Source organism: Planococcus faecalis (assembly GCF_002009235.1).
GTDB lineage: Bacteria > Bacillota > Bacilli > Bacillales_A > Planococcaceae > Planococcus > Planococcus kocurii.
The window spans coordinates 2,654,170-2,677,207 of the sequence record NZ_CP019401.1 but is presented as its reverse complement, the minus strand read 5'-3'; the positions used below and the strand labels follow the sequence as shown (position 1 = coordinate 2,677,207).

The window sequence follows — 23,038 nt, the reverse complement described above, 5'->3', positions numbered from 1 at the left end:
TTTCTAAATGAACATACTAGTAACTGGTGGAGCTGGCTATATTGGTTCTCATACCTCCATTGCTTTGTTGAAGGCGGGACATAAAGTAATAATTGCTGATAATCTATATAATAGTAAGCTTGAGACAGTTGAGAACATTATGCAAATCACAGGTAAAGAAGTGACTTTTTATGAGATTGATGTAACAGATGCACAAGCTGTTGAATTGATTTTTAGAAATTATAAGATAGAGGCGGTTATTCATTTTGCTGGGCTTAAGGCTGTTGGTGAGTCTGTAGAAAAACCACAAGATTATTATTACAATAATCTGGTCAGTACAATGGTTCTGAGCAATGCATGCCTTAAGCATGGTGTGAACAAGTTTGTATTTAGCTCTTCTGCGACAGTATATGGTGACAATACTAGTGTTCCATTTATAGAGACTATGGATCTTTTGCCAACAACCAATCCATATGGTGAGACAAAGGCGATGAGTGAGCGAATTTTGACTGATGTTATGAAAGCAAATCCAGGTTTTTCTGTCTCAATACTTAGATATTTCAATCCTGTTGGAGCTCATGAGAGTGGGTTAATTGGCGAAGCACCAAACGGAACGCCGAATAATCTTATGCCATATATTACTCAAGTTGCTAAAGGGAAATTAAAGGAAGTAAAAGTCTTTGGAAATGATTACTCAACTGTCGATGGGACAGGTGTACGTGATTATATCCATGTGTTGGATTTAGCTGATGGTCATGTGGCTGCAGTGGATAATCTTGCAGAAGGTATACATGCATATAACTTAGGATCCGGTAAAGGAACGAGTGTATTAGAGTTATTAAAAGCATTTGAAAAAGCAAATGGAATCGAAATACCTTTTGAAATTATAGAGCGCAGACCAGGAGACATTGCTTCATGCTATGCAGATGTATCAAAAGCAGAACTGGAATTGGGATGGGTCGCTAAAAGGGATGTTATTTCTATGTGTCAGGATGCTTGGAGATTTGAGAAGAGTTTTAAGGAATAAATTTTTCGCCTTCGTAAATCGTATTAATTATTTAGGAAATAAAATAGAGAAGTGGTTATTAGTTAGTATACAGTTTACCGGAATTCTCAGATTTTAAGGTGAGTAATGTAAAGTCAAGGGGAAAATCGCGCCCCTGTGAGCGAAACAATTCAGTCTATACAAAGAAATTGACTAGAGAAAAGTAAGCGTCCAATATCCAACACCTAGTTTCTTCGAAAAGAAAATGCCTTTCCGATTTTTTGTCGGAAAGGCATTTTTGTTATTTTTTCTTTTGGATATAACAATCTTTTGGAAGTTCCTTCGACCAGGGCATGAGATGATCGATGTTCAGGTCCGCCGTCATATCCAACTGCGGAAGTTCTTCGAAAAGAAATTGAAGGTAGAAAAATGGATTCAAGCCATTCTCTTTGGCTGTCTCTACGAGACTGTAGATGATGGCACTTGATTTCGCCCCATTCGTCGATACGGCAAACAGCCAATTCTTTCTTCCGATGACGAACGGTTTAATCGACCGTTCCGCGCGATTGTTGTCGATCTCGATACGTCCGTCTTTCATGAACGTTGTCAACTTGTTCCATTGATTCAACGAGTAAGTGATGGCTTTGCCGGTTGCCGATTGCGGCGCAATGATTTCTTTTTGTTCAGTTAGCCATACCAAATAAGCATCCAGCACAGGCTGACTGTCTTTTTGTCGTATTTTCAATCGTTCTTTTGCATCCAACTTCTTAATTTTTCGTTCAATCGCGAATAATTGATTACAGAAGTTGAGGCCCTTTTTAGCAATCGTCGATCGGATGGCACTTGATGAGGGGTTCTTCAATGCCTTCAGCGCCTCATCGAATTTCCTGCGGGCATGTGCCCAACAGCCCACGAGTTCAACATTCTCAAAAAACGCGCCCCTGTGAGCGAAACAATTCAGTCTATACAAAGAAGTTGAATAACGAAAACGCCATCTTCAATGAAATCAACCGATTTCGAAGATGGCATTCGTATATTTATTGAGATTAATAAATAGTCATAATTGAACCGTTCACCATTAGCGTTGTGCATAAGCAAGAAATATCCAGTAAGTGAGGTTTTTTACAGGCGACTGCTGAAAAAAATCAAAAAAAAGGAGTGCTCCGCCCAAAACGAGTCGATTCCCTTTTTTTACTATTTAATTACCGGTGTTCGACTGAGCGGATTGACAATGGCATGGTCTGCTCCGTAATCCCGTGCCTTCTTTGGATAGCCGAGATTGCTCTTTCTCCCTTGGGTGGTAAATTCGGAAATTCGTTCGAATTCCTTCCGGGCATCTGCCCATTTCTGCAAGAGATAGAGCTGAATATTCCGTAGAAAATAGGCGGTTGTGACGTTCGGATACGTAAGTAGCCGGTAAATCTCCATCAAGGCAATGTACAACTGGTTCCAGATGCCGACTGGCGACTGGCTGTACAGGTGGTCCACTTTTACGTGTTGCTTCAGCCATTTGAAGAAAAGCTCGATCAACCACCGGTTCTTGTAGATTTCCATAATCTCTAGATCTGACAGATCTAGTCGGTTTGAAATCAGGCGGAAGTGACGCCCTTTGCGGTCGTTGAACTCAACAAGTTTGACGGGATCCGGGCGGGATCGGATGGTAACAAGGGCATGTCGGCTGACCTGCTCGGAATCGGTTGGCAGCTCTTGGATGCTGTCCACCCTGAAATTGGATTTGACCCGGACGACGAACTTTACTTTCCGTTCCAGCCAGCCAGCCATTTTTGGCTTTTCCCCATATCCCCGATCCGCGATATAAGTCGCGTCATCATCTACGATGAGGTGGTTGACCGCTTCAATATCCGGAACATTGGCAGTGGAAGGAATCATTGCTTCCGGAAATGCGCTGTTCGCTTTCACGATGGCTAGCCGCAGGTGAATTTTGACGCCGCAATAATGCGGTGTTAAAGCCGTCCAATCGAGCGCATGTTTGGACAATGGAATCGCAGAGGAATCGATGATCGCCAGCTTACCAACTTTGGGATTCAACCCCTTTTCGCCTTCCATAATCCGGTGATAGTGGTCGGTTAACTGAAAAAGGATATGCGACAGTTCACCGGTATCCAGCACGGCAAGTCGTCGGCTCAATTGACCTGCACTAAACGATTCTACGTCCAGCTCCTGTTGAATTTCAGATTGGGAACGAATCCCGCCTTCAATCATCCGCAACGAATTCCATTTGAGCAGATTAGCTAGAATAAACGTTTTCACTAATCCATCATTGTGCAGCTTGTCATAGCCCGAATTTTTGGCAAGGCATGCCAAAGATGCGGTCGGCAACAGCGCTAAATATTGACGAAAGACAGTCATCTGGTCTACACTGATCATGATAAATACTCCTTCTGTAGGATTAAGGGAATCGACTCGTCATCGTCCCCTCTACAGTAGGAGTATTTTTAGTTCTGCGCAAGTTTAGAGAGGCGTATTTCTGCTTAAATTTTAGATGGAATTTAAGGAAATAAAATACAAATACATATTTTTACATTGGCGCAACGCTAGTGACCGTTCACAGGGACCATTTGGGAACTGCTGGAAAAAACGTTCCCTCTTATAAATAAAACCGGATCTGGTGTGTCACCCTGGGTTGGAAACGATGCTTCGAACCTGTACACTAAAATAAAACAGAACCGACAGGAACGGAGTGGGAACATGGATAGTAAAACCTGGGTGGATTATATCTCAGCGATGGTTAATTTATATGGCATTGTGCCCTTTGAGCAAGTGGCAAAAGTGATTTCAAGCCAAAACAAAGAGAGCATAGCAGCTGAGGAAATCAAGGCGTGGATTCAAGATCCATTTGCAGGAGGACTAGCAAAAGCGGCGCTTCAGAACCGGTTCGTCTATGAATACGGTGGAGGCTTTTTTGTCGGAGAATGGATCATGGAATTCGAAGCGTTTGATGAACACTGGCTGGCGCAACAAGGAAAGCCCTATTATGTGCCGGAACGGGAAGAACTGCTAAAATGGAGCGACCCTGATTATTTTGAAAAGCCAACAGAATTTTTCAACCTACAGCAATACATGGTAACGCTTTTCCCAGAAGCAGCTAGTGACAAAGTAGAAGGTGCTGCGGAGGATTTACAGATGATGGCGGAGGACCCCTTTTCACTTGAGCGGATTATTAGGGAATTTGATCGCATGGGGCTGAAGCTTGAAGAAAGTGGGCAATTGAAGAAAGTGGCGGAGCTAGTGATGGATATGCATAACCATACGCGCCTTCAAATTAATCGGGGGTATACTCCGCACGAGTTATTTCAAGAAGAAAAAAAGAGCTTGCTTTCGTTGTCCGAAAAAATAGGCCGAAATGATCCATGCCTTTGCGGCAGCGGAAAGAAATATAAGAAATGCTGCGGGAAAGTAGCTTAGTAAAAACGCGCTCTATTAAGAAAAGTAATTCAATAAACAAGTCACGTCTTAGGGAAATGTATAAAGACATGACAGAGTACCGTTTCGGACAAAAAATAATACCACTCCGGACAGATTTTAATACCACCTCTGCCATCGCAGTACCAGTCCATTCCTGACCAGTGAAAGACCGCCAGATGAAATCGCGCCCCTGTGAGCGAGACAATTCCGTCTATACAAAGAATTTGTATATTTAGTGAGATTGATAAATGGTCATAATTGAACCGTACACAAGGATTATCTAGGGAAATAGGCTATTCTGAAATGAACATAGAAGAAAATGAGGTGCGCTACATGAAGAAACTAACAGAGAATCCGGATTTTATTCCTTGCATAGCAGTTGAAGGGGACGAAATGCTCGGTGGCTTTCCGTTCAATTGGCATGTCACACGGGCCACTAGATGGATTCAAGCAAATCTGGATCAAGTTGAACGGTCTGTTGTACAGATTGGTCCACCGGGGCCGGGAGCGGATTCGTCGAATCTGGACGAAGAGTTTTTGCCAACAGCGGACCTGACCCGGCCAATTATCATGGTCCGCATGCGTCCGGAATTTTTCCGGCTGATCGACGGCAACCACCGCGTCGCAAAAGCGAGACGTACGGGAATAAAGGAACTGCCGGCCTACTACTTAACGCAAGAACAACACCGCCAGTTTTTTACCTCCACGGATATGGACAAGCGCTACGTGGAGTATTGGAATGGCAAGCTGAAAGATTTTAAGAAAGACAAAGGCCGCTGGGGAGTTGTCGGAGAAGTTCGGGTGTGAGTGGGTGAACGCGGATGGAATGCAGCCTGATTGTAAGAGATGGTGTCCTAGGAAAGGAAAAATTCTATACAATGCTGAATGGTGCGGTTCGTTCAGAGCATAAAATACAGTAAAGACGAAATAAAAAAGAATGCCCCTCCGATTTTTGTCGGAAGAGCATTCTTTTTTTGATCAACAAAAGAGGATGGCGATTGTTAAGCGGAAAAGCAGCTTATTTTATTCGATTAACAGAAAATCTGTAACGATTTAAGTGAAAAACTGAGTAGAAGTAACAAATAGTAAAATAGCACCAAAAAGTTATTAAAAAAGTATTTAAAATAGTTAGACTTTTAAATAGTCATAAATGTATAATAAAGTAAATGAAAAACAGGAGTAAAGACATATGAGTAACAATGGAGTGGCAACTACCATTAACGGATCTCCCTATCATCAGTTGGGTAAGAGAAATTATCCGCGCGTAATGATTGACGGAGTTTTTACGAAAGAACAGCCCCCCGTCTATTAACCGACAGAAGAATAAGGCAAGAAAAAACAGTTTCAAGTCACTCAGCGTCTGTAGTTTATCCAGCAAGACCACAATAGGAGCCATGCTTGGCTGCAACTCGAAGGAGGTGAGGAAGATGTGAGTGAGCAACTGACGGCAATAGAAAACCCCCGGGTGTGACAGTCTGGACAACGGTTACCCGAGGGAGAATAGCTGGAGTATACCAACTACTTGTTAGTATACTCCAAATAACTTTAAATTTTAAGGGTTAAATTAAAAGGGGGACTACAAGTGAGACAGAAAACAATTAAAAACAGTGAAATGAAACAGGAGTATGGCATCAGTTCCGAGACGATTGTCATCTTGCCAGATTTTGATGAAAATGGATTTTTGAATTCATTGATTTGCAAAAAAGACGAAATTACGAAGGCGGGCTTGAGTCCGTATGACCTGATCGACATGAATTTGCGGTTTCGTGGTTCTAGCATGAGAGGGGCATTGGATGGCGCCCGGACCCTCCTGGATAAAAGGTATATGAACCCGGTGATTCTCGACAAAGAACGTGACATTATTTTGTTTCCCAGCAGGTCGCCGTTCCGGGAAGACTGTGTTTGGCTGTCGCTCCGGCACGTCAGGAGTTACAGGCGTTCAGGAACGAGCCATACCCTAGTCGAGCTGAGCAACAACAGCACCATTCGTCTCGATGTCAGCTTTCACACGTTCAATAAGAGAATCCAGCGAGCCTACGAACTGCGCTACAAAATGCAGGCGCAGATGATCCGGTTTGAATCGCAAGTTGTGGAGTCGGGTGCTGGGTATCATTTGAAGAAGAGCAAAAAAGGATTGAATTATGTCGGAGTGGAAGAAAAGTAAGCGATCAGGACAGCTTTTTTAGCGATGCCATTCATGCAAATGGCGACCTGTGTCAAAGATAACGCGAGTGTTGGCTAACAACCTTATGCAAAAAAAGCCGTATCCGGAGATTCAGCGGAACGGTTTTTTTGTGTTTAGGTGAGTGCTTAAATAGGAGGGGATTGAGGATGTTAAAGTGCTGGCTTGTGAACTGCTAAACTGTTTTGCTCGATTGAAAGTTTTATACAAATGAGCAGCGGGAGAACCTGCAGAGTGAATTAAGGAAAGTATCATGAAATTATGATAAAATAAGTGAAAAGGTAATCAGTTAGGCAAAAAGAAAAGATGAGTCTGGATGTGTAAAATGGAAACGAATAAATTGCTTTTTCATATGACACATATTAAGAACTTGCCATCTATTTTAAAAAATCAAGAGTTATTAGCTTATTCAGAAATGGCATTGCGCAATACGCTATATCAGGATATTGCCAATCCCCGTATTCAAGAAAGACGATCCACTACTTCTATTCCGCTGGCGCCCCATGGAAGCTTGCATGAATATGTTCCATTTTATTTTGCTGCGCGTTCACCTATGCTGTATTCGGTGCTCCATAATGGAACCAATCAGGAAGAGATGGTGTACTTAGTTACAGATACCGAAACAATCGATCGAAGCGGAGTGCCTTATCTGTTTACAGATGGCCATGCAATCATGGTGATATCAGAGTTTTATTCTGACTTAACAGAATTGAACAAAATTGATTGGCCATTGATGGAAGATCCGTTTTGGAAAGACACTGAGGAAGATCCCGATAGAAAGCGGCGGAGGCAAGCAGAATTTCTCGTACATAAAAAAGTTCCAATTCAGCTCTTTACAGGCTTTGCTGTGATAAATCAACTAGCGAAGGATCGAGTAGAAGAACTTTTAAAAAATCATCAAGTCAATAAACCAGTGGGCATACGCAGACATTTCTATTATAAGTGAGGTGAGTGAAATGATTATTCGGTCTTCAGGAAATTTACTGGAAGATTCGGCAGAAGCATATGTGAATACAGTTAATACCGTCGGAGTTATGGGAAAGGGAATTGCACTGCAGTTCAAACAGGCATTTCCAGATGTGTTCAAGCAATATGCAAAAGACAGTAAGCTAGGGCAAGTAAAAGTCGGCAGTATGCATGTTGTTCCTGTAGAAGGATTGACAAACCCTAAATACGTCATCAATTTCCCAACAAAAGAGCATTGGAAAAATCCCTCAAAAATGAATTACATTGATTTGGGACTTCAGGATTTAGTGAAGACCATAACCGAATTGGGGATTCAGACAATTGCCATTCCGCCTCTTGGCTGCGGGAACGGAGGACTGGAGTGGGATAGCGTTCGCGTTAAAATTGAGCAGGCCTTCAAAGATGTTCCAGTGGAAGTTCATTTATACGGACCAGCTGGCTCGCCTTTGCCCGACAAGATGAAAATCGGGACAACGGAGCCTCGGATGACAAAAGGGCGTGCTCTATTGCTTTCCCTGATGGATAGCTATTCTGGACCTGGGTATCGGCTCTCTCATTTGGAGATTCAGAAACTGGCTTATTTTTTGCAAGAAGTCGGAGAACCCATGAAACTGCGATTTCAGAAAAATAAATATGGTCCATATGCAGACAGTTTAAATCATGTGCTTCAACGAATTGAAGGTCATTTTATTCGAGGCTACGGGGACCGGAGCAGTGAAGCGGAAATCTATCTGTTGGAAGATGCAGCAGACCATGCAATTGCATTTCTTCGGAGAGACAGAGAGTCCCTCAAACGCTTGAAAAAAGTGAATGAGATCATTCAAGGATTCGAAACACCATATGGAATGGAATTATTAGCGACGGTCCATTGGGTGGTGAAACAATATCCAGAACGATCAATGGATTTATCTTTTGTGACGGAACAAGTTCAGAATTGGAGCAATCGCAAGAAAGAACTATTTTCAGCGAAACACATTGAAAAGGTATGGCGGTATCTTTTATCGCTGAATCGTGCTTCTTAAGTAAATGGAGTCCTTGCCCAAAAGACCTTCTATTTTATAGACGAAGCTTGAAAATCGCATCTTAAGGAAAGAAGTTGAATAACGAAAATGCCACCTTCAATGAAATCAATCGATTTCGAAGGTGGCATTTGTGTAGTTGCTGATCTACATAACTAGTCGTAATTGCACCACTCACGGGGAGTGTTTAGGAACTGTGGAGAAACATCATTTATATTGTTCCGTTTTGATTTCCATATTCCTTTTCAACCATCAGAAGGATTTTTGTCTCATCTTTAGAGCGAGGGCATTGTCTACCCGTCTTTAAATCAGAAACAATTTCTCCTGTTCTCTCTTCTACCGTTTTCAGGAAATCATCTGGCAGAGTCGACTTAGAATTTCGACGCTCCTTCATAGCAATACGTGCAATTTCCAGTTTACGTTTAGACTCCATTGTCGATCACCTCTTTACCGCATACTAGCACATTTTTTGGCAATCCATATAATCGTAGCTCACAGGGACCATTTGAGAAATTTGGAGGATAAAAAGAGAACAAGGCCCAAATTTCTCAATATGGGAAGGAGAGTCTTTACGTTGCCAGTTACTCTTTCATGATCGCGATTAAGTCATAGAGATAATAACGTCGATTCCGTTGACGATCGTTTCCGAATACCAAATTTTGCTGAACTAGCTGCTTTAGGCTTTGGCGTATCGTGACAGGTGCAAGGCCTGTCAGCACCTCCAATTGTTTAACGTCCGCAATCGGTGAATGGAACATGGCGCGCCAAACTTTTTGTGTAGAGGGTTGCGTTAACCTCGCTAATCCGGACTGGTAAAGTTCTTCTGCCTGATTTAGTTTATCATACTGGTGGCCGGCCATTTTGATGGTGGCATCTAGGAAAAAACTGATCCAGGACTTCCAATCGGGAACCGGTTTGTCGATGCCACGGACACCGTTTAATAACGCGTAGTACTTGAATTTTTCTCGTTCCAACTCTTCGCTCAAGAAAAAATAAGGCGTTTCAATCAGTTTGCTCTGCAATAAATAAAGAACGATTAAGATTCGACCCAATCGGCCATTCCCGTCCAAAAAAGGATGAATTGATTCAAATTGGGCGTGTATGATGGCTGATTTAATTAGTGAATGCAGCTCGTCCGACGGTTCTTCTGCATAGGGATTGCCATTGATGAACCGTTCCAGATTCGTCATATACTGATCCATCAATTGCGGTTCTGGAGGGATATAGGCCGCATCTTTCAACTGGTTAGTGGGACCGATGAAATTTTGGACGCGCCGGTAGTTGCCAGAGGCACCCGAAGAACCTCTTGCGTTTTTCATGAGGACTTCATGAATCTGCCGGATTAATCGTTCGGATAAGGGATAGCCAGCTTGCACCGCTTCGATTCCAATGGCCAATGCTTCCTGATAGTTTCTCACTTCAGTCTTTTCCCAGTCGTCCTGGTGATCCAATTGATCCTCCAACATATCGTGGAATGTCACTTGCGTCCCTTCAATTCTTGTCGATTGCACAGACTCCATCAATGTAATCAATTCCAAAAAGGATTGATTGACTACGGAATAACGCAATTTCTCCTTTAACTTCTCCAACTTGGCCAAGGCTGTCACGACTTTCTTGTAGAAAAACAATTCGGTTTTACTATCAAACTCAATAGGGAGGAAGGGCAAAGAAAACGGTTGCTTCAAATAATCACCTCTAACATAATTTATTTTCCTATTTTTGTTTTAATACATTTTATATCAGTGTAGCGATATTTTTTGTTCGTTTTATAACGTAAGTATGTATGTTAACTCAGATTCTATCAGTGAAAAAATCACACCAGGCAAAGAATTTCGAAGAGCGCATTTGTATTGATGAAGAGCGTTAACTCGTCATCAATAAGCACAGTAACCTTATGGAGAAAATGTCCCAGTAAAGCCGTGAGAATCGCCATAAATCAACGCTGCATCAGCCGCGGCACCAACTTTTCTGCATTAGAGGTGACGAACAGATGTAGCATTCCAATTTGTTGGATTTTCGCTTAGTGTAAAGAGAAAGAGTAAGTGAGAAAAGAGGTGCGGATAGGTCGCTATGTGACAGATGCGGAAAAAAGATGCCTATAGTCACTGGAATTCAAAAGAAGAGTCGGAGCGTCTTTGTGTGGAAGCGACAAGTTATCCAGACGGCGTAACGATTCAAGACGGGGAAGGCAAGCCCTATCCATTTCGGTTGAGAAAACGAGATGGGTGTCAGTATGGAAGCGGAAGAGCTAGAAGATGGGGGGTATCAGTTTACCATCCATGGTGAGCTAGACGTGGATCAAGGGCAGTTGTTGGAGTTGATTGCCAAGGCTGAACGAGGAATGGCTGAAATCTACATCCAAAAAGGCGAATTTCCAAATGGCCAGTGCTAGTATTCGCTCCAACATGACCGCTTACTAGGACGCATCGATTCGGATTTATCAGACGACCTAATGTCGTTAGTGGCGATTGATGGGAAATCCTATAAAACTGGAGATGTTCGATCAGTTTGAGGAAGTCGAGTGGGAAAACAGAGTAGTTGTTCATGATAGAGAGTTCGAGGACGAATAAAAAGGTGAAATCGCGTATGAAAGAACAGACCACAGTTGCGCTGTATGAATTTTAGAGAATCTCGAAGGAGGTCGTGCTAAATGAGTGGACGCAATGATGCGTGCCCGTGTGGCAGTGGCAAAAAGTATAAGAAATGTCATGGTCAAGAACAAACGCTCGATTTGAAGGAACTGACAGAGAGAGAACTGGCGGTCATCAACCGGCGATTTATCGATGAAGGCATGAACATCACCCATGTCGAGGAAATGATTCAGCGAGATAAACAGTGGTTCACAGCGTTGGAAGCGATTTTTCCTCCTTATTTAATTAGTGATTTGTCTTTTGAGAGTTATGCCTATATAGAGAACCGTGATGTATGGGTGGCGTTTGTGAAGCGCGAACTGAAAAACAGTCATCGGACTGGCGTAACAAGAGTGCTTGAAGCATGGTTGCACCCGCTATGGATCCTGGCGGAAGTGCTTCGTGAAAAAGATGGGGTGCTAGAAGTTAAAGACGAGATGAGCGGGATTGTTTATACGATTAAATCTGAGGCAAACAGTAAAGAAGGGGATTGGCTGTTCGGCATCGCTTTTTATAATTCGGATGCAGCGGACAACCGTTTGCAGATTACGAAAGGCTTGCTGTTTATCCTTCAACACCGTAAAGATGTAATGGAAGCGGTTTATGCTAAACTGAGCGATTTCGATAACGACTCGCTCAGGCTTTATTGTTCTTTTGAAAAATTGCATGAGTAAGATTAAGTAGACAAGAAAACGCGTCCTTTTGAGCGGAACAATTCCGTCTAGACAAAGAAATGGGATAGAGAAAATGCCACCTTCAGTGAAATCAATCGATTTCGAAGGTGGCATTGTTTAGTTAGAAATCCTGTTAACGACATTCGGAAAATCGCTGATTACTGAAAGTATTCATATGTCGTTGGATTACATAAACAAATATGCGGTTCCTAACTAGAGACGAGCATGCACTGTTAGTTTGTTTTTTTATCAAGTCGTCGCCGGAGTGTTAGTGCTGAAATCGCAAGGACCACGAAAGCCATTGCTGAACCGGCCGTAAGGATCTTCCATACCGTGTCGGATGACGGGTTGAATAACTGAGCAACCGATAGGATGAGGACAGCACCCGTAACGCCCATACCTAAAATTGCCGACGCCAAAATTTTGTTCATGCTCTTACCACCTTTCGCTAAAGTAAAAAAAGCTACTCCTGTCATCATACCAGCACCATGTGCCATTGCAATCACGGACTGCCAGATGTCTAAAGCTAGGGAGGAGGGTAAAAGGGAATTGTCGACTCGCGGAAACTCCTTTTTCCAAGATGGGCGATTCTAAAAATAGAGGTGAAGAGGACCGGCCTGCCTGAGCAGCACCGACCACTTTTTACTTCTATAAGATAGGCAAGAACGCTATGGGACGCATTGGAATAACACGTTTACGAAAGCCAAAGATCGTGGGCGTTTTGTAAGAGTGGAAGGTTAACGCATGGAGTGGGAAATTGTATGTCTAAAGCGGGTTGATCGGGTAGCTGTAAAAAACTAATCGTAATTTTCACATTAAATTATTTTAATATTTTGATAATTGGAGTGAAGCAAAGTATCTCTATATAAATTTCTCCTATTTTGTTGGGAAATTTCCTGATTTGAGTTTATTCCTATTTTGATTAGGGAAAAAATCTATATCTTGAAATAGTATTGAGGAGGAAATTCGTTGGAGCGTTTTTTGCAGGGGGTTGCTGATTTTTCAGCTTGGTTATGGGGAGTTCCACTCATCACCGTGTTGCTCATATCAGGTCTTTACATGACAGTAAAACTTGGCTTTTTTCAATTTCGTTATTTTGGTTACATCGTTGGGCAAACTTTTGGCAGTGTCTTTAAAAAACCAAAAGGAGAAGGAACGGTTACGCCTTTTCAGGCATTAACCTCGGCTCTGTCTTCGACAATCGGAGCGGCTAACATTGTCGGGGTGCCGGCCGCGATTATGTTTGGTGGACCGGGTGCTGTTTTTTGGATGTGGGTCATTGCGCTGATCGGGATGGCGCTGAAATTTTCGGAAAGCGTACTTGCTGTTGAGTACCGTGAGAAAAACAGCGTGGGCGAATTTGTTGGCGGGCCGATGTATTACATGACCAAAGGCTTGAATATGAAATGGTTGGGGATTTGGTTTTCATTCGCCTTGATGATTGAATTGATCCCGAGCATCATGGTGCAAGGAAACTCCATCGCGACGACAGTCGAAGCGACATTCGCTATTCCAGCGTTGTGGACGGGCATTGTGACAGCAATCCTGGTGTCGATTGTGGTCTTTGGCGGCATTAAGCGTATTGGAAAAGTGACGGAAATTTTTGTGCCGTTTATGGCCTTGGTTTATGTCGGAGGGGCTTTGGTCATTTTGCTGATGAACGTCAGTGCTGTTCCGGAATTCTTTATGCTAATTTTCAGCAATGCCTTTTCGCCTGCACCGGTGATGGGTGGCTTTGCTGGTGCAGCGATTGTGGAAGTGATTCGCTGGGGATTTGCCCGCGGCCTGTATTCAAACGAGGCGGGACTCGGTACGGCACCTATCGCTCACGCAGCGGCGATGACCGATCATCCTGTGCGTCAAGGATTCTGGGCGGTCATTGGGGTAGTCGTCGATACGCTAATTGTGTGTACGGCAACGGCTTTTGTGGTGTTGTCTTCAGGTGTCTGGACAGAAGAAGGCGCAATGGAGAACTCCTCTGCGCTAACGAGTCTTGCTTTTGAATCGTATTTCGGCCAATTTGGCGCCGTTCTCGTTACGATTTGTTTGATTTTCTTTGTGTTGTCAACGATTTTGGTCGTTGTGTTTTACGGGGCTAAGCAGGCGGAGTTCTTGTTCGGCTTAAAGGCTTCTTACGGCATGCAAGTCGTTTACATTTTGGCGGTTGTGTTAGGAGCGGTTGGTGCAGCAGAAGTGATTTGGGGCTTCCTAGACATTATGCTTGCAGCCATTCTGATTCCGAATGTTTTCGCTATTTTGCTGTTGAGTAAAAAGGTAAAGGCGTTGACGGTCGAGTTTTTCACAGCGGATCCGTATTACAAAAAAGACCAACGAGAGAAAAAAGAGAAAAAAGCAGCAGGTGTGTAAATCTGTGTTTTGGAGAGTAAGTTTGCGTGGTTAGGTAATATAAGTTGTGAAAGCTCTATTGCTGAGGACTTTGTGTTCTTGGGAATGGGGCTTTTTATGTAGAAAAGAAAAAAGACGACGAATTCCACGTGATTTTATTAAATAGCTCTACAGAAAAATTATTTATTTGAGGCTATAGTCTTAGGCTTAACTAACTGGTACACTAAGTGAGTTAACAATATTTGGATGACTTTTTTTGTCGTGAGTAAAGACGGCGACGGAAAATTTCAGCGCAAATAATTGCGAAGAGGAGGAAACAATAATGAAGAAAATTGGTTTTGCAATTATGTCATTGATGGTGGTTATTAGTTTTACATTTAGCGCAGCTCCTACGCCAGTAGACGCTGCAGGCGTAAAAGCGAAGACCTATGCCAACTGCACCGAAATCAACAAAAAGTATAAAGGCGGCATTGCTCGTTCTTCCAAAGTGAAAAACAAAGGCGGCGTAACGAAACACAAGCCGTTTGTTTCCCAAGCCTTGTATGACGCCAACAAAAAGAGTGATCGTGATAAAGATTTGATTGCTTGCGAGAAATAAGCGTTTGGTGTGACTTGTGAGGAAGATGCAGTGCATGAAAAAACCGGTGTCAGGAATCACTCAGATTCCTGGCACCGGTTTTTTGTGGGAATTGTTTGGAAGTTGTGTGGGTGCCTGGCACCCACGCAACTGCCGAGTAGTTGCGCGAGCTCCAGCATGCCGTATTTACCTGCAACCGCTTCAGCGTCTGCATTGTAATTGGTGTTGGTATTAACGTCGTACGTGAAAATATCTCCGTCGCTATTGCGGATAAATTCAATGCCAGCGACGGCAATCTCGTTGAGGCGTAGGAAGTTTTCGTATTTTTCGATGATTGGATCATTGAATCCTTCCACGATTTGAAACTTCGGTTGTTCTTCTGTTTGTTCACCAGCAGGGCACAACAGATCGTCAATTCGGCAAGCGTCTGCTGGGCACAACTCAAACCCTTCTGACGTATCCACTTGTACGGCGTAAACAAATTTTCCGCCCACAAATTCACAGCGCGTGATAAACGGTTCGGGCGCTTGGATGTATTCCTGGATCAGCGTGATGCCGTCAATGGATGGCTCAAATTCTTCGCTGTCTAGGTATTGCTTTAGTGCATCGATTGAGTGGAACAAGCGAACGCCGAGCCCTTTGCCAGCGCGGTTATGTTTGGTGATGAACGCCGAAGCACCTAACTTCTCGGCAGCCTCGATGATTTGTTGCTGACCGTTCGCAGCAATTGTTTTCGGCGTTTTTATACCGGCAGCATTCAATGCCATGGACTGATTCACTTTGCTGACTTCGAGACGCAACGCGCGCGTGCCGTTAAAGACCGTTCTGCCATGGTGCTCGAGCCAAGCAAGTAAGGAATCGGCCATTTCCGGCGCAAAACGGTGACCTCTCGTGTGAGAAGAGGCACTCATGCGACTGTAAAAGATGCCTTCAGGAGGGGTGTCGTTCAAATCCACGAGCCCTTCATTGATAAACCAGTCTTCGTACGGCAATTCCAATTCGTCTAGCCGCTTAAATAAATGCGTCGTCCATTCTTCGTTTTCGTGTATGACGTAAATCTTTTCAGTCATCAGTATCCTCCTTAGTTGATAAGTTCTTTAAGAGCTTGTCGTTTTTCTTCAACGAGTGGCATGACTTGTTTTGAAAAGCGTTCCATTTCTTCCAGTTGTGGTGAAAATTGCAGCAGCAGTAAATCCAGTCCCACTTGTTCATAAGCAAAAATCCGCTCAGCGATTTGCTCCGGTGTACCAATCAAGTTTGGACGAAGCCCCCGGTTGGAGACCGAATAATCTTCCAGTTTTACTTGTTGTTCCAGCTGTGATTTGCTGACGAAATCGTCATAACCGACATAGCCGCTCGAATCTTTCATGTCGACAATGCGGGCATATTCCGTTGCCACTTCTTCTTCGGTATCGCGGCACACAACATAAGCGGCCATACCAAATGACTGGAGCGGTGCTTTCCCAGCTAGGTGTCGCAAGTGTTTCATGTCTTTGATCTTCGCTGCGATTTCCTCTACCGTACCGCCGTGCATTACATAAGCGTCGCATGCGTCAACAATCGATTTCTTGCCGCGTGGGCTTTCGCCTCCAGCATAGAGAATAGGATACGGACGTTGCACAGGCTTTGGTGCGAGGCGTGCATTTTGGACATTGTAGTATTTTCCGGTAAATGAAAACTCTTCTTCAGTCCACATGCCTTTGACGATTTACAAAAACTCATCTGTCCGGTCGTATCGTTCATCGTGCTCCGTAAATTGCCCGCCGTATTGCCGAGCTTCCTCTGCCCACCAAGCCGATACGACATTTAACGTGAAGCGGCCATTGGAGATTTGGTCAATATTCGCTGCCATTTTCGCAGTGACTGCAGGATGATGAAAAGCAGGCCGTATGGCTGTCATGATTTCGATTTTCTCGGTCACAGCCGCAAGTCCTGCCGCGGTCGACCAGGCTTCTAACGAATCAGCGGCCATTCCTTTTATATCATTCAAATTCAGTTCAGCGATCAACGTGATGTCATAGCCCCATTTTTCCGCTGACTGCACCACTTGTTTGGCATAGTCGAACGTAGTCGGCATGTTTTCATCTGCTACATTGCGCAGCCATCCCCCGAAAATCGGTAGCCAAAATCCATATTTCATCTATCAACCATTCCTTTCAGTAGGAGATTCCACTCTCACAACATTCACTCAATTAGCGAGTGAAACTAGTATACATTAAAACAATCTATTCTTACCAGTAAACTTGGTTTTAAATTGTTTGGAAGTTGTTTGGGTGCCTGGCACCCAAACAACTCAAAAAAACTCCCTCCCGGGAATCTACTTCTCAGGAGGGAGTTTGATCTTTGTGAAAAACTTAATAAGCACTCCAACCAGCATCTGCGGCTAGTACAACGCCGTTAATGGTTTTGGATTCATCGCTCGCTAGGAAAAGGGCAATGTTGGCGATGTCTTCGGGTGATGCAGCAGGGCCCATCAAGTCTACGGCGCGTGTTGCTTGTTTAAAGCCAAACATGTCGTAGCCTTCTATTGATTGCGTTAGCCCAGTTTCGACTTGTGCAGGGGCAATGGCATTACAGCGAATCCCTTGTGGCCCGTACATGGAAGCAATGTTTTTGGTCATCCCGGCAACTGCGTGTTTCGCTGCTGTGTACGTTAAGCCACCGCGTCCACCTGTGAGAGCGGTAATCGACGCAAGGTTGATGATCACCCCACTGCCTTGTTCAGTAAACAATGGCAAAATCTTGCGTGATCCGCGCATCACACCACCCACGTTGATGTCCATGACGCGGTTCCAAATGGCGTCTTCTACGTTGTGAGCGGCTTGAATATTATCCAAGACACCTGCACAGTTGACTAAAATGTCGACACGCCCAAAATGAGCTACGGTATCGTCGACCATTTTTTGAATGTCTTCCTCAGATGCAACGTTCACTTTGACGCCAAACGCATCAAACCCTTGTGCCGTAAATTCTTCGACTGTACCGGTTAACGCCTCTTCGTTAAAATCTGCGATTGAAATTTTCGCGCCTTCTTTTGCATATGCTGTGGCAATGGCTTTGCCAATCCCATTTGCGCCACCTGTGATGATGGCTACTTTGTTTGCTAAACGCATAGAAACAACCTCCTCAAATTTATGTATCTAGTAGACTATACTTCGCCAAGTTAAGGGCTGTCAAAGAGAGCAAGGGGAATTGTGTGGGTGCCTGGCACCCACACAACTTTCATTGTTTACACGGAAAGTTCAACCCAAAAAACGTCTCGGGAGATCAACTAAATCTCCCGAGACGCTTTTTGATTATTTTTTCTCGATTCCAAGTGCAAAGCCGAGATACATCAATGCATTGCGCGCTTTAAACGCCGTCGTCATCGACAGGCGTTCGAGTTCAGCTTGCGTCATTTGATGTTTACGCAATTCGCCCGTTTGTGCGACTTCTTCTTTTTTGGTAATAACGTCAACAAAGCTACGTTCCATTTGGTCGCGTAACAACAGGGCACGAACGGTTGCAATGTTTTGAACTTTGGATTGCTCGTAGCCAAATAGTTCCTTGCTGTGCCAGAATAACGCTTTTAGTGCACCGTTTTTAGTGTCCCGAATAAACGGCTTGAGCAGATTTTTTGGATCTTCATCTTCAAACCATATGCGTTGCATGCCCGCACGCGAATTTTTCATGTCGAGCTCGTAGTACGAACTGATAAACTGCGCCATTTTTGAAAACAGTGAAAAAGCCTGACGGTAGACGGTTTTTAATTGTTCGTTGCGTTCTGAACTTGGCTCTTGCTCGAGTGCTTCGAATAGATTCCAGCGCAGCACGGTAAATTCCGAAACCATGGAGTCCATAAATGTTTCAAGGAACAGTCCACGTTCTTTGTCATCGGCTTTTTTATGACGGTAGTTTAAGGTATCGACTTTCATCGTGCCTTTTGGATCGATTTCATTGTTATCATTCAGCAGCAACCGGTGTTCTGCACACCAATCACGGTACTCCCGCTCACGGCCGTCAAAAAAGTTCGGCTTGTAATTGCCGGTTAAGTCGATCGGTCCGATGTCCTCTAGCATTTTGACAGCCAGTTTCAATCGGTCTGCGTACAACGCACGGCCGTTAACATTGGTGATTTTCTCCAGGCCGTCACGCAGCAAGTCGCGCGACAGGTGAAGCGCCTCGGCTTTTTGTTCTTTGCCCCGTAGAAAAGTGGAATAAAACAACAACCCCCAGCCGCGCTCCGCATCTTGACGTTCGTAAGACGCATCATTCTCTGCCTCAGTCATTTGTTCGAGCACATGGAGCCCGTCAAGTGAGCGGCCGATGTAAATCAAGGCTTCTGCGTAATTCAAGCAGATTTGATTCCATATGGTGGGGGGGACTTTGCCACGGAACTGGGCATAGACACTTTCAAATAAAAACAACTGACGCTGTTTCATCGGGCTGTTCCAGTCTTTTTGCAGCTGGTGTTGAACACCGAGCTGACTTGTTTCCAGTAAAATGGCAAGCGGATAAGCAGCTTGTCCATCTAAACGTTTTTTCAAATGATCGATGACGTTTTGCAGTTTTTCCGGTTCGTTACGTGATTTTTGAAATTCCTGCAGCAAGTGTTGAGCCGCTTGGTACACTTCTTTCAATTCAAACTGCCCGTAATCATCTGACTGGGCAATCTCATGTAATGTCGACATAGAAATTCCTCCTTGGATCGGTGCTTCTGTTCTTATTGTATCGAAGAGCGGGCGCCTGGTCACCCATTTGTCCGAATTTTTGGGGATTGCGTTTGACGAAGTCGCATTAGTGGAGATTCCGCACGGTCGTGGGGAAATATGCGCGGTCGGGATGGGGCTTATGCACGCTCACAGAGAAATACGCACGTTCAAGAAGAAATACGCACGCTCACAGAGAAATACGCACGCTCAAGAAGAAGTACGTACACTCACAGAGAAATATGCACGCTCACAGAGAAATACGCACGTTCAAGAAGAAATATGCACACTCACAGAGAAATACGCACGCTCAGGAAGAAATACGCACGCTCACAGAGAAATACGCACGCTCACCAAAAAAGCCTGCGTCAGAAAGAATCTGTCGCAGGCTTACTGTTTTCAAGCAAGAGCTGATAATGCATATAATCGAAAAAATGAGCTTCATTTAATAGATCATCTGTTCCGAGTGCTGTTGCACGTTGGAAGACTTCGCGGGCTAGTTGTTCTTCGCCGGCAACGGTCAAATAAGCGTGCAAGTAGTAATACACAGCGAGCGATTCGTAATCGACGGTCGGCTGTTGTGTTTTTCGGTCATAGCGGCCGTAAAGTCGTTGATCGCTAGGCCATTCTTTTTTCACCCAGCTTAGAAATGTGGGGGAGGCTTCACCCAGTTTCTGCCGATTTATCGCAATTAACAATTGATCGATAAGATGGACTTCGTTGCTTTTTTTATACAATTGCTGTTTCGTATCGTAATACTCTGGAAAAAAGATTTCAGTGGACTCGGTGTTTTTCAGTAACGCGAGCGACGTGTCTGAAATCCATTGATTCTCAGAAACATAACTTAAGGTCAGACGCTGTGCGGGCAATGCAAGTGTCCAGTCGTAAAAATCTACGGTTGAGCCATCTTGCTGCTGAACACTTGCAATGGATTCGCCCAATGTTGTTGCGGTTTCTGCGTATTCCTCACGGCCAAACACAGTTGCCGCTTGTTGCAATGCTTCGATAATGCGCACGTCATCAATCAATGCATTGGTAGTTGCTTGTTCATTTAAACGCCAAAAAACGAAGGAAGTACCGTTTTTTCCGGTAACAAAATGCGCTTTTAATAATTTGTATTGCTCGTGAAATGTTTTTTCATCTCTAGTTAAAACCAAATATTCCATATATAAGCCAATGCTTTCTGACAAATATTCGGATTTTGGATCGTCAGGATAGGCATAGATCAAGCCATCTTCATTTGTGTAGCTTTTTTCAACGTGCTGTTGAACAGAGTCCACACTTCCACACCCACCTATCAGTAATAAAAGAATCAACAGAAAGCCAAGCTTGGTTTTCATTAGCCAATCCCCTTAAAGCGTTTTGTTTTGTCCCAGGCAATGGTTTTGCCTCGCAAGCGGCTCCATAAGTAAGTTGAAAAGCTGCGAACGAGTAGGATAATGAATAATTGAGCGTAGGTAAAGTACATAATGAAAATATACAGGACATTTTTCAATGACACGTTGCGATCGACGACCAATGCGCTCAATAATTGACTGGTGTACACAATGTAACTCATAAACCACAAAATCAATAAAGGCGCGTCCATGTTGGGGAGTTGGTAGCCCGCGACACTCATAACGAAAAACACATCTGAAAATAATAAAACCACGACAAATACCAAGTAGGTTAAAACGTGTTGAAGACTGAGGAAAAACGTTTTCCCTTTCCAATGCGACAAGTCTTGCAGTGACTTTTCCAACAAGTAAATATTACCGGTTAGCCAGCGTGTTCGTTGCTTGATGAAGGTTTTCATTTGTTCCGGTTCTTGTTCCCACGTTCTGGATGTAGGTACTACCGGCAGTAAATAGCCTTTTGCGGTCAAGCGTACGGTTAATTCGGCGTCTTCCGCCAGCGCGAAAACGTCGTAGCCGCCGAGTTCTTCGAGTACCGATCTGCGGAGCAACATATTGGTGCCGGCAAGTGAGCCAAGTTTGAACAGTTTCCAACGTCCCGACTGCATCAACAATTGAAATACTTGGAATTCGAGCGCAATCATACGCGTTAAGGTGTTGGTTTCTGCGTTTTTTGTTTTTACATAACCAACAGCACCGGCAGCATCTTTTGTTGTTTCTGCTGCACGAACCAATTTGTCTAAGGCATCAAATTCCGGTTCATTATCCGCGTCGTAAACCACAAAGTATTCCGAGTTTGAAATACTGAGTCCGTAATTTAATACGCGTGACTTTCCAGAAGGCGAGCCGGGTGGTACTGGGATATAGTGAATGCGTGAAAATACCGAAGCGAATTCCATAGCGATTTCCGCTGTGTCGTCTTTGGAGTTGTCATCGAGTACGTAAATATCGAGTTGTCCTTTGTATTCGAGTCGCGCCATGGCACGCAATGTATGTTCAATCACAATGCCTTCGTTATGGGCTGGAATGAGTAAAGCCACACTTGGATAAACGTCTAACTCGTCGCTGTCTTTAAAGGTCAAACGAAACCAAATGCCCGCGATGGTGACGAGTGAATAGAAGATGAGCAATATCCAGAAAAAAGCCATGATGATCATGATGATGGAACCCATTATAGACGTCCCACCAAACTAGCCAGTTGGCCCGCATTTTCAACGACTGTTTTCATAAATGAAAACGGAGGATCAATAAAATTCAAATCGTTTCGCGTTTTATCTTTGAAACGCTCAATCATTTGTTGTGCGCCTTCAGCGTGCGTATTTTTGAGTAGCACGTAAATAACCCCATTGTTGCTAGTGATCAAATCAAATTTTTGGCGAATCGTTTGCAGCGCTAAGCGTTCGATGTCTTCCTGCAAATTAGCTTTGGTTCGTTTGTTTGAAAAGTGAATGTCGATTTTCACAAGCCACACTTCTTCTTTATTGCGCTCAGTTGATGTTAACAGCCACTGGGCTTGTTCATTAAATTCAGTAAGCGTCAATAGCTTGGTCACGCCGGTATATTTCTGCAACAATTGCACTTGTCGCTGAAGTTCTACGTTTTCGTAACCTGTTTTTTTGATCGAATTCATCAAAATCCAATACAGCAACAGAAAGCTCGTTAACAGTAAATGATCGTACATATACAACAACTGCACTTCTTGTGATTTCAAGTTCACAAAAGAATAGGTAGTTAAAAATCCACCATATACGAGTGATACAGCAATGGCGTACAAAAAGACGAAACGTTCATGAATAACGGTCATGATGACAAGCGACAGACCCGCGATCAGGAGGACTGCGTAATAAAAGGGCAGAGCCAAATAAGCAATCGCCCAACCGTTAATCAAAACACCTAAAATTAAAGTAGCCATAATTACATTTTTCTTCATTTTTTCATCCCTTTTGTCTAATGATTTCAAAAACCTGTGAAATAAATCTTATTGAGGTTATATAATACCATCGTATCTTTTTTTTTCCATTTATTTAGTCTTGATGCTACTAACTACTTGTACCCTCTCCTTGTGGTGAAAAAAGTAGGATAGCGAGTATAACTAATATAAATCGGGTAAAAAAAGTGGATTTTTGTGAAATGGTGCCTGGCACCCACACAATACCCAAACAACTCCCCAAA

Annotated in this window: 21 protein-coding genes and 2 pseudogenes; 11 read left to right on the top strand and 12 right to left on the bottom strand. The window is 43.7% G+C overall.

From position 1 onward, the window contains the following. The first annotated feature begins 7 nt into the window (after nucleotides 1-7). Complete coding sequence (galE, locus tag AJGP001_RS13390; RefSeq protein ID WP_071154241.1) at nucleotides 8-1,006, top strand: UDP-glucose 4-epimerase GalE; 999 nt, start codon at nucleotides 8-10, stop codon at nucleotides 1,004-1,006. Nucleotides 1,007-1,265: 259 nt separating this feature from the next. On the opposite strand, the pseudogene tnpC reads toward galE, so the two are convergent. Then, nucleotides 1,266-1,889, bottom strand: a pseudogene (tnpC, locus tag AJGP001_RS13385) (IS66 family transposase); the annotation flags it as partial. A gap of 269 nt (nucleotides 1,890-2,158) precedes the next feature. After that, a complete protein-coding gene (locus tag AJGP001_RS13380) occupies nucleotides 2,159-3,352 on the bottom strand; it encodes an IS4 family transposase (RefSeq protein WP_071154243.1) in 1,194 nt (397 codons plus the stop codon). 321 nt (nucleotides 3,353-3,673) lie between these two features. On the opposite strand from AJGP001_RS13380, the gene AJGP001_RS17410 reads away from it, so the two are divergent. From AJGP001_RS17410 to darG, 6 genes are all read left to right on the top strand, one after another. Continuing rightward, entirely contained in the window at nucleotides 3,674-4,390 is a 717-nt protein-coding gene (locus AJGP001_RS17410; protein WP_151897516.1) for an SEC-C metal-binding domain-containing protein, read from the top strand. 333 nt (nucleotides 4,391-4,723) lie between these two features. Further along, nucleotides 4,724-5,197: a ParB N-terminal domain-containing protein gene (locus AJGP001_RS13370; protein ID WP_071154245.1), complete on the top strand. Its 474-nt coding sequence runs from the start codon at nucleotides 4,724-4,726 to the stop codon at nucleotides 5,195-5,197. A 382-nt stretch (nucleotides 5,198-5,579) separates the two neighbouring features. After that, entirely contained in the window at nucleotides 5,580-5,702 is a 123-nt protein-coding gene (locus AJGP001_RS17740; protein WP_256204369.1) for a hypothetical protein, read from the top strand. Nucleotides 5,703-5,972: 270 nt separating this feature from the next. Further along, nucleotides 5,973-6,554 carry a competence protein ComK gene (locus AJGP001_RS13365; RefSeq protein ID WP_071154246.1) on the top strand — a complete coding sequence of 194 codons (582 nt, stop codon included), beginning with the start codon at nucleotides 5,973-5,975 and terminating at the stop codon, nucleotides 6,552-6,554. A 343-nt stretch (nucleotides 6,555-6,897) separates the two neighbouring features. Further along, nucleotides 6,898-7,518, top strand: a complete 621-nt coding sequence (gene darT / locus AJGP001_RS13360; RefSeq protein ID WP_071154247.1) for a type II toxin-antitoxin system toxin DNA ADP-ribosyl transferase DarT — start codon at nucleotides 6,898-6,900, stop codon at nucleotides 7,516-7,518. 10 nt (nucleotides 7,519-7,528) lie between these two features. Next, nucleotides 7,529-8,560: a type II toxin-antitoxin system antitoxin DNA ADP-ribosyl glycohydrolase DarG gene (gene darG / locus AJGP001_RS13355; protein WP_078080644.1), complete on the top strand. Its 1,032-nt coding sequence runs from the start codon at nucleotides 7,529-7,531 to the stop codon at nucleotides 8,558-8,560. A gap of 208 nt (nucleotides 8,561-8,768) precedes the next feature. Here the strand turns inward: darG and AJGP001_RS13350 are convergent, their stop codons facing one another. Both AJGP001_RS13350 and AJGP001_RS13345 read right to left on the bottom strand, forming a co-directional pair. Continuing rightward, nucleotides 8,769-8,990 (bottom strand): hypothetical protein, encoded by a 222-nt coding sequence (locus tag AJGP001_RS13350; protein WP_071154248.1) that lies wholly within the window; start codon nucleotides 8,988-8,990, stop codon nucleotides 8,769-8,771. A gap of 148 nt (nucleotides 8,991-9,138) precedes the next feature. Next, nucleotides 9,139-10,242, bottom strand: coding sequence for a Fic family protein (locus AJGP001_RS13345; protein WP_071154249.1), 1,104 nt, complete (start codon nucleotides 10,240-10,242; stop codon nucleotides 9,139-9,141). Between the two features lie 536 nt (nucleotides 10,243-10,778). Between AJGP001_RS13345 and AJGP001_RS17555 the strand changes: the two genes are divergently transcribed. Together AJGP001_RS17555 and AJGP001_RS13340 are read left to right on the top strand one after the other, a co-directional pair. After that, nucleotides 10,779-10,949 (top strand): DUF7686 domain-containing protein, encoded by a 171-nt coding sequence (locus tag AJGP001_RS17555; RefSeq protein ID WP_169835275.1) that lies wholly within the window; start codon nucleotides 10,779-10,781, stop codon nucleotides 10,947-10,949. Between the two features lie 258 nt (nucleotides 10,950-11,207). After that, on the top strand, nucleotides 11,208-11,861 hold the full coding sequence (locus AJGP001_RS13340) for a YecA family protein (RefSeq protein WP_071154250.1): 654 nt from the start codon (nucleotides 11,208-11,210) through the stop codon (nucleotides 11,859-11,861). Nucleotides 11,862-12,094: 233 nt separating this feature from the next. Here the strand turns inward: AJGP001_RS13340 and AJGP001_RS13335 are convergent, their stop codons facing one another. Continuing rightward, nucleotides 12,095-12,337 (bottom strand): hypothetical protein, encoded by a 243-nt coding sequence (locus AJGP001_RS13335; protein ID WP_245830191.1) that lies wholly within the window; start codon nucleotides 12,335-12,337, stop codon nucleotides 12,095-12,097. Nucleotides 12,338-12,830: 493 nt separating this feature from the next. Between AJGP001_RS13335 and AJGP001_RS13330 the strand changes: the two genes are divergently transcribed. Together AJGP001_RS13330 and AJGP001_RS13325 are read left to right on the top strand one after the other, a co-directional pair. After that, a complete protein-coding gene (locus AJGP001_RS13330; protein ID WP_071154251.1) occupies nucleotides 12,831-14,228 on the top strand; it encodes an alanine/glycine:cation symporter family protein in 1,398 nt (465 codons plus the stop codon). Between the two features lie 301 nt (nucleotides 14,229-14,529). After that, entirely contained in the window at nucleotides 14,530-14,805 is a 276-nt protein-coding gene (locus tag AJGP001_RS13325; protein ID WP_071154252.1) for an excalibur calcium-binding domain-containing protein, read from the top strand. A gap of 56 nt (nucleotides 14,806-14,861) precedes the next feature. Here AJGP001_RS13325 and AJGP001_RS13320 read toward each other — a convergent pair whose 3' ends face one another. The 7 genes and pseudogenes from AJGP001_RS13320 to AJGP001_RS13290 all read right to left on the bottom strand — a co-directional run bounded on the left by AJGP001_RS13320 (nucleotide 14,862) and on the right by AJGP001_RS13290 (nucleotide 22,796). Beyond that, a complete protein-coding gene (locus AJGP001_RS13320) occupies nucleotides 14,862-15,854 on the bottom strand; it encodes an ATP-grasp domain-containing protein (protein WP_245830189.1) in 993 nt (330 codons plus the stop codon). Nucleotides 15,855-15,865: 11 nt separating this feature from the next. Continuing rightward, nucleotides 15,866-16,924: pseudogene (locus tag AJGP001_RS13315) on the bottom strand (LLM class flavin-dependent oxidoreductase). 214 nt (nucleotides 16,925-17,138) lie between these two features. Further along, nucleotides 17,139-17,897 carry an SDR family oxidoreductase gene (locus AJGP001_RS13310; protein ID WP_071154253.1) on the bottom strand — a complete coding sequence of 253 codons (759 nt, stop codon included), beginning with the start codon at nucleotides 17,895-17,897 and terminating at the stop codon, nucleotides 17,139-17,141. 183 nt (nucleotides 17,898-18,080) lie between these two features. Further along, the gene (locus tag AJGP001_RS13305) at nucleotides 18,081-19,454 is read right to left on the bottom strand and encodes an LA2681 family HEPN domain-containing protein (protein WP_071154254.1); all 1,374 of its coding nucleotides are present in this window, start codon (nucleotides 19,452-19,454) and stop codon (nucleotides 18,081-18,083) included. 386 nt (nucleotides 19,455-19,840) lie between these two features. Then, the gene (locus AJGP001_RS13300; RefSeq protein ID WP_071154255.1) at nucleotides 19,841-20,812 is read right to left on the bottom strand and encodes a hypothetical protein; all 972 of its coding nucleotides are present in this window, start codon (nucleotides 20,810-20,812) and stop codon (nucleotides 19,841-19,843) included. After that, the gene (locus tag AJGP001_RS13295; RefSeq protein ID WP_078080643.1) at nucleotides 20,812-22,038 is read right to left on the bottom strand and encodes a glycosyltransferase family 2 protein; all 1,227 of its coding nucleotides are present in this window, start codon (nucleotides 22,036-22,038) and stop codon (nucleotides 20,812-20,814) included. Before AJGP001_RS13295 ends, AJGP001_RS13300 begins: the two co-directional genes overlap by 1 nt. Then, nucleotides 22,038-22,796, bottom strand: coding sequence for a hypothetical protein (locus AJGP001_RS13290; protein WP_078080642.1), 759 nt, complete (start codon nucleotides 22,794-22,796; stop codon nucleotides 22,038-22,040). The genes AJGP001_RS13295 and AJGP001_RS13290 overlap by 1 nt, the downstream gene beginning before the upstream one ends. Nucleotides 22,797-23,038: the final 242 nt, after the last annotated feature.

Bases quoted from the DNA above. Each gene is read 5' to 3' on its own strand.
- galE (WP_071154241.1), top strand. From the start codon at position 8: ATGAACATACTAGTAACTGGTGGAGCTGGCTATATTGGTTCTCATACC.
- AJGP001_RS13380 (WP_071154243.1), bottom strand. From the start codon at position 3,352: ATGATCAGTGTAGACCAGATGACTGTCTTTCGTCAATATTTAGCGCTG.
- AJGP001_RS17410 (WP_151897516.1), top strand. From the start codon at position 3,674: ATGGATAGTAAAACCTGGGTGGATTATATCTCAGCGATGGTTAATTTA.
- AJGP001_RS13370 (WP_071154245.1), top strand. From the start codon at position 4,724: ATGAAGAAACTAACAGAGAATCCGGATTTTATTCCTTGCATAGCAGTT.
- AJGP001_RS17740 (WP_256204369.1), top strand. From the start codon at position 5,580: ATGAGTAACAATGGAGTGGCAACTACCATTAACGGATCTCCCTATCAT.
- darT (WP_071154247.1), top strand. From the start codon at position 6,898: ATGGAAACGAATAAATTGCTTTTTCATATGACACATATTAAGAACTTG.
- darG (WP_078080644.1), top strand. From the start codon at position 7,529: ATGATTATTCGGTCTTCAGGAAATTTACTGGAAGATTCGGCAGAAGCA.
- AJGP001_RS13350 (WP_071154248.1), bottom strand. From the start codon at position 8,990: ATGGAGTCTAAACGTAAACTGGAAATTGCACGTATTGCTATGAAGGAG.
- AJGP001_RS17555 (WP_169835275.1), top strand. From the start codon at position 10,779: ATGGGTGTCAGTATGGAAGCGGAAGAGCTAGAAGATGGGGGGTATCAG.
- AJGP001_RS13340 (WP_071154250.1), top strand. From the start codon at position 11,208: ATGAGTGGACGCAATGATGCGTGCCCGTGTGGCAGTGGCAAAAAGTAT.
- AJGP001_RS13335 (WP_245830191.1), bottom strand. From the start codon at position 12,337: ATGACAGGAGTAGCTTTTTTTACTTTAGCGAAAGGTGGTAAGAGCATG.
- AJGP001_RS13325 (WP_071154252.1), top strand. From the start codon at position 14,530: ATGAAGAAAATTGGTTTTGCAATTATGTCATTGATGGTGGTTATTAGT.
- AJGP001_RS13320 (WP_245830189.1), bottom strand. From the start codon at position 15,854: ATGACTGAAAAGATTTACGTCATACACGAAAACGAAGAATGGACGACG.
- AJGP001_RS13310 (WP_071154253.1), bottom strand. From the start codon at position 17,897: ATGCGTTTAGCAAACAAAGTAGCCATCATCACAGGTGGCGCAAATGGG.
- AJGP001_RS13305 (WP_071154254.1), bottom strand. From the start codon at position 19,454: ATGTCGACATTACATGAGATTGCCCAGTCAGATGATTACGGGCAGTTT.
- AJGP001_RS13300 (WP_071154255.1), bottom strand. From the start codon at position 20,812: ATGAAAACCAAGCTTGGCTTTCTGTTGATTCTTTTATTACTGATAGGT.
- AJGP001_RS13295 (WP_078080643.1), bottom strand. From the start codon at position 22,038: ATGGGTTCCATCATCATGATCATCATGGCTTTTTTCTGGATATTGCTC.
- AJGP001_RS13290 (WP_078080642.1), bottom strand. From the start codon at position 22,796: ATGAAGAAAAATGTAATTATGGCTACTTTAATTTTAGGTGTTTTGATT.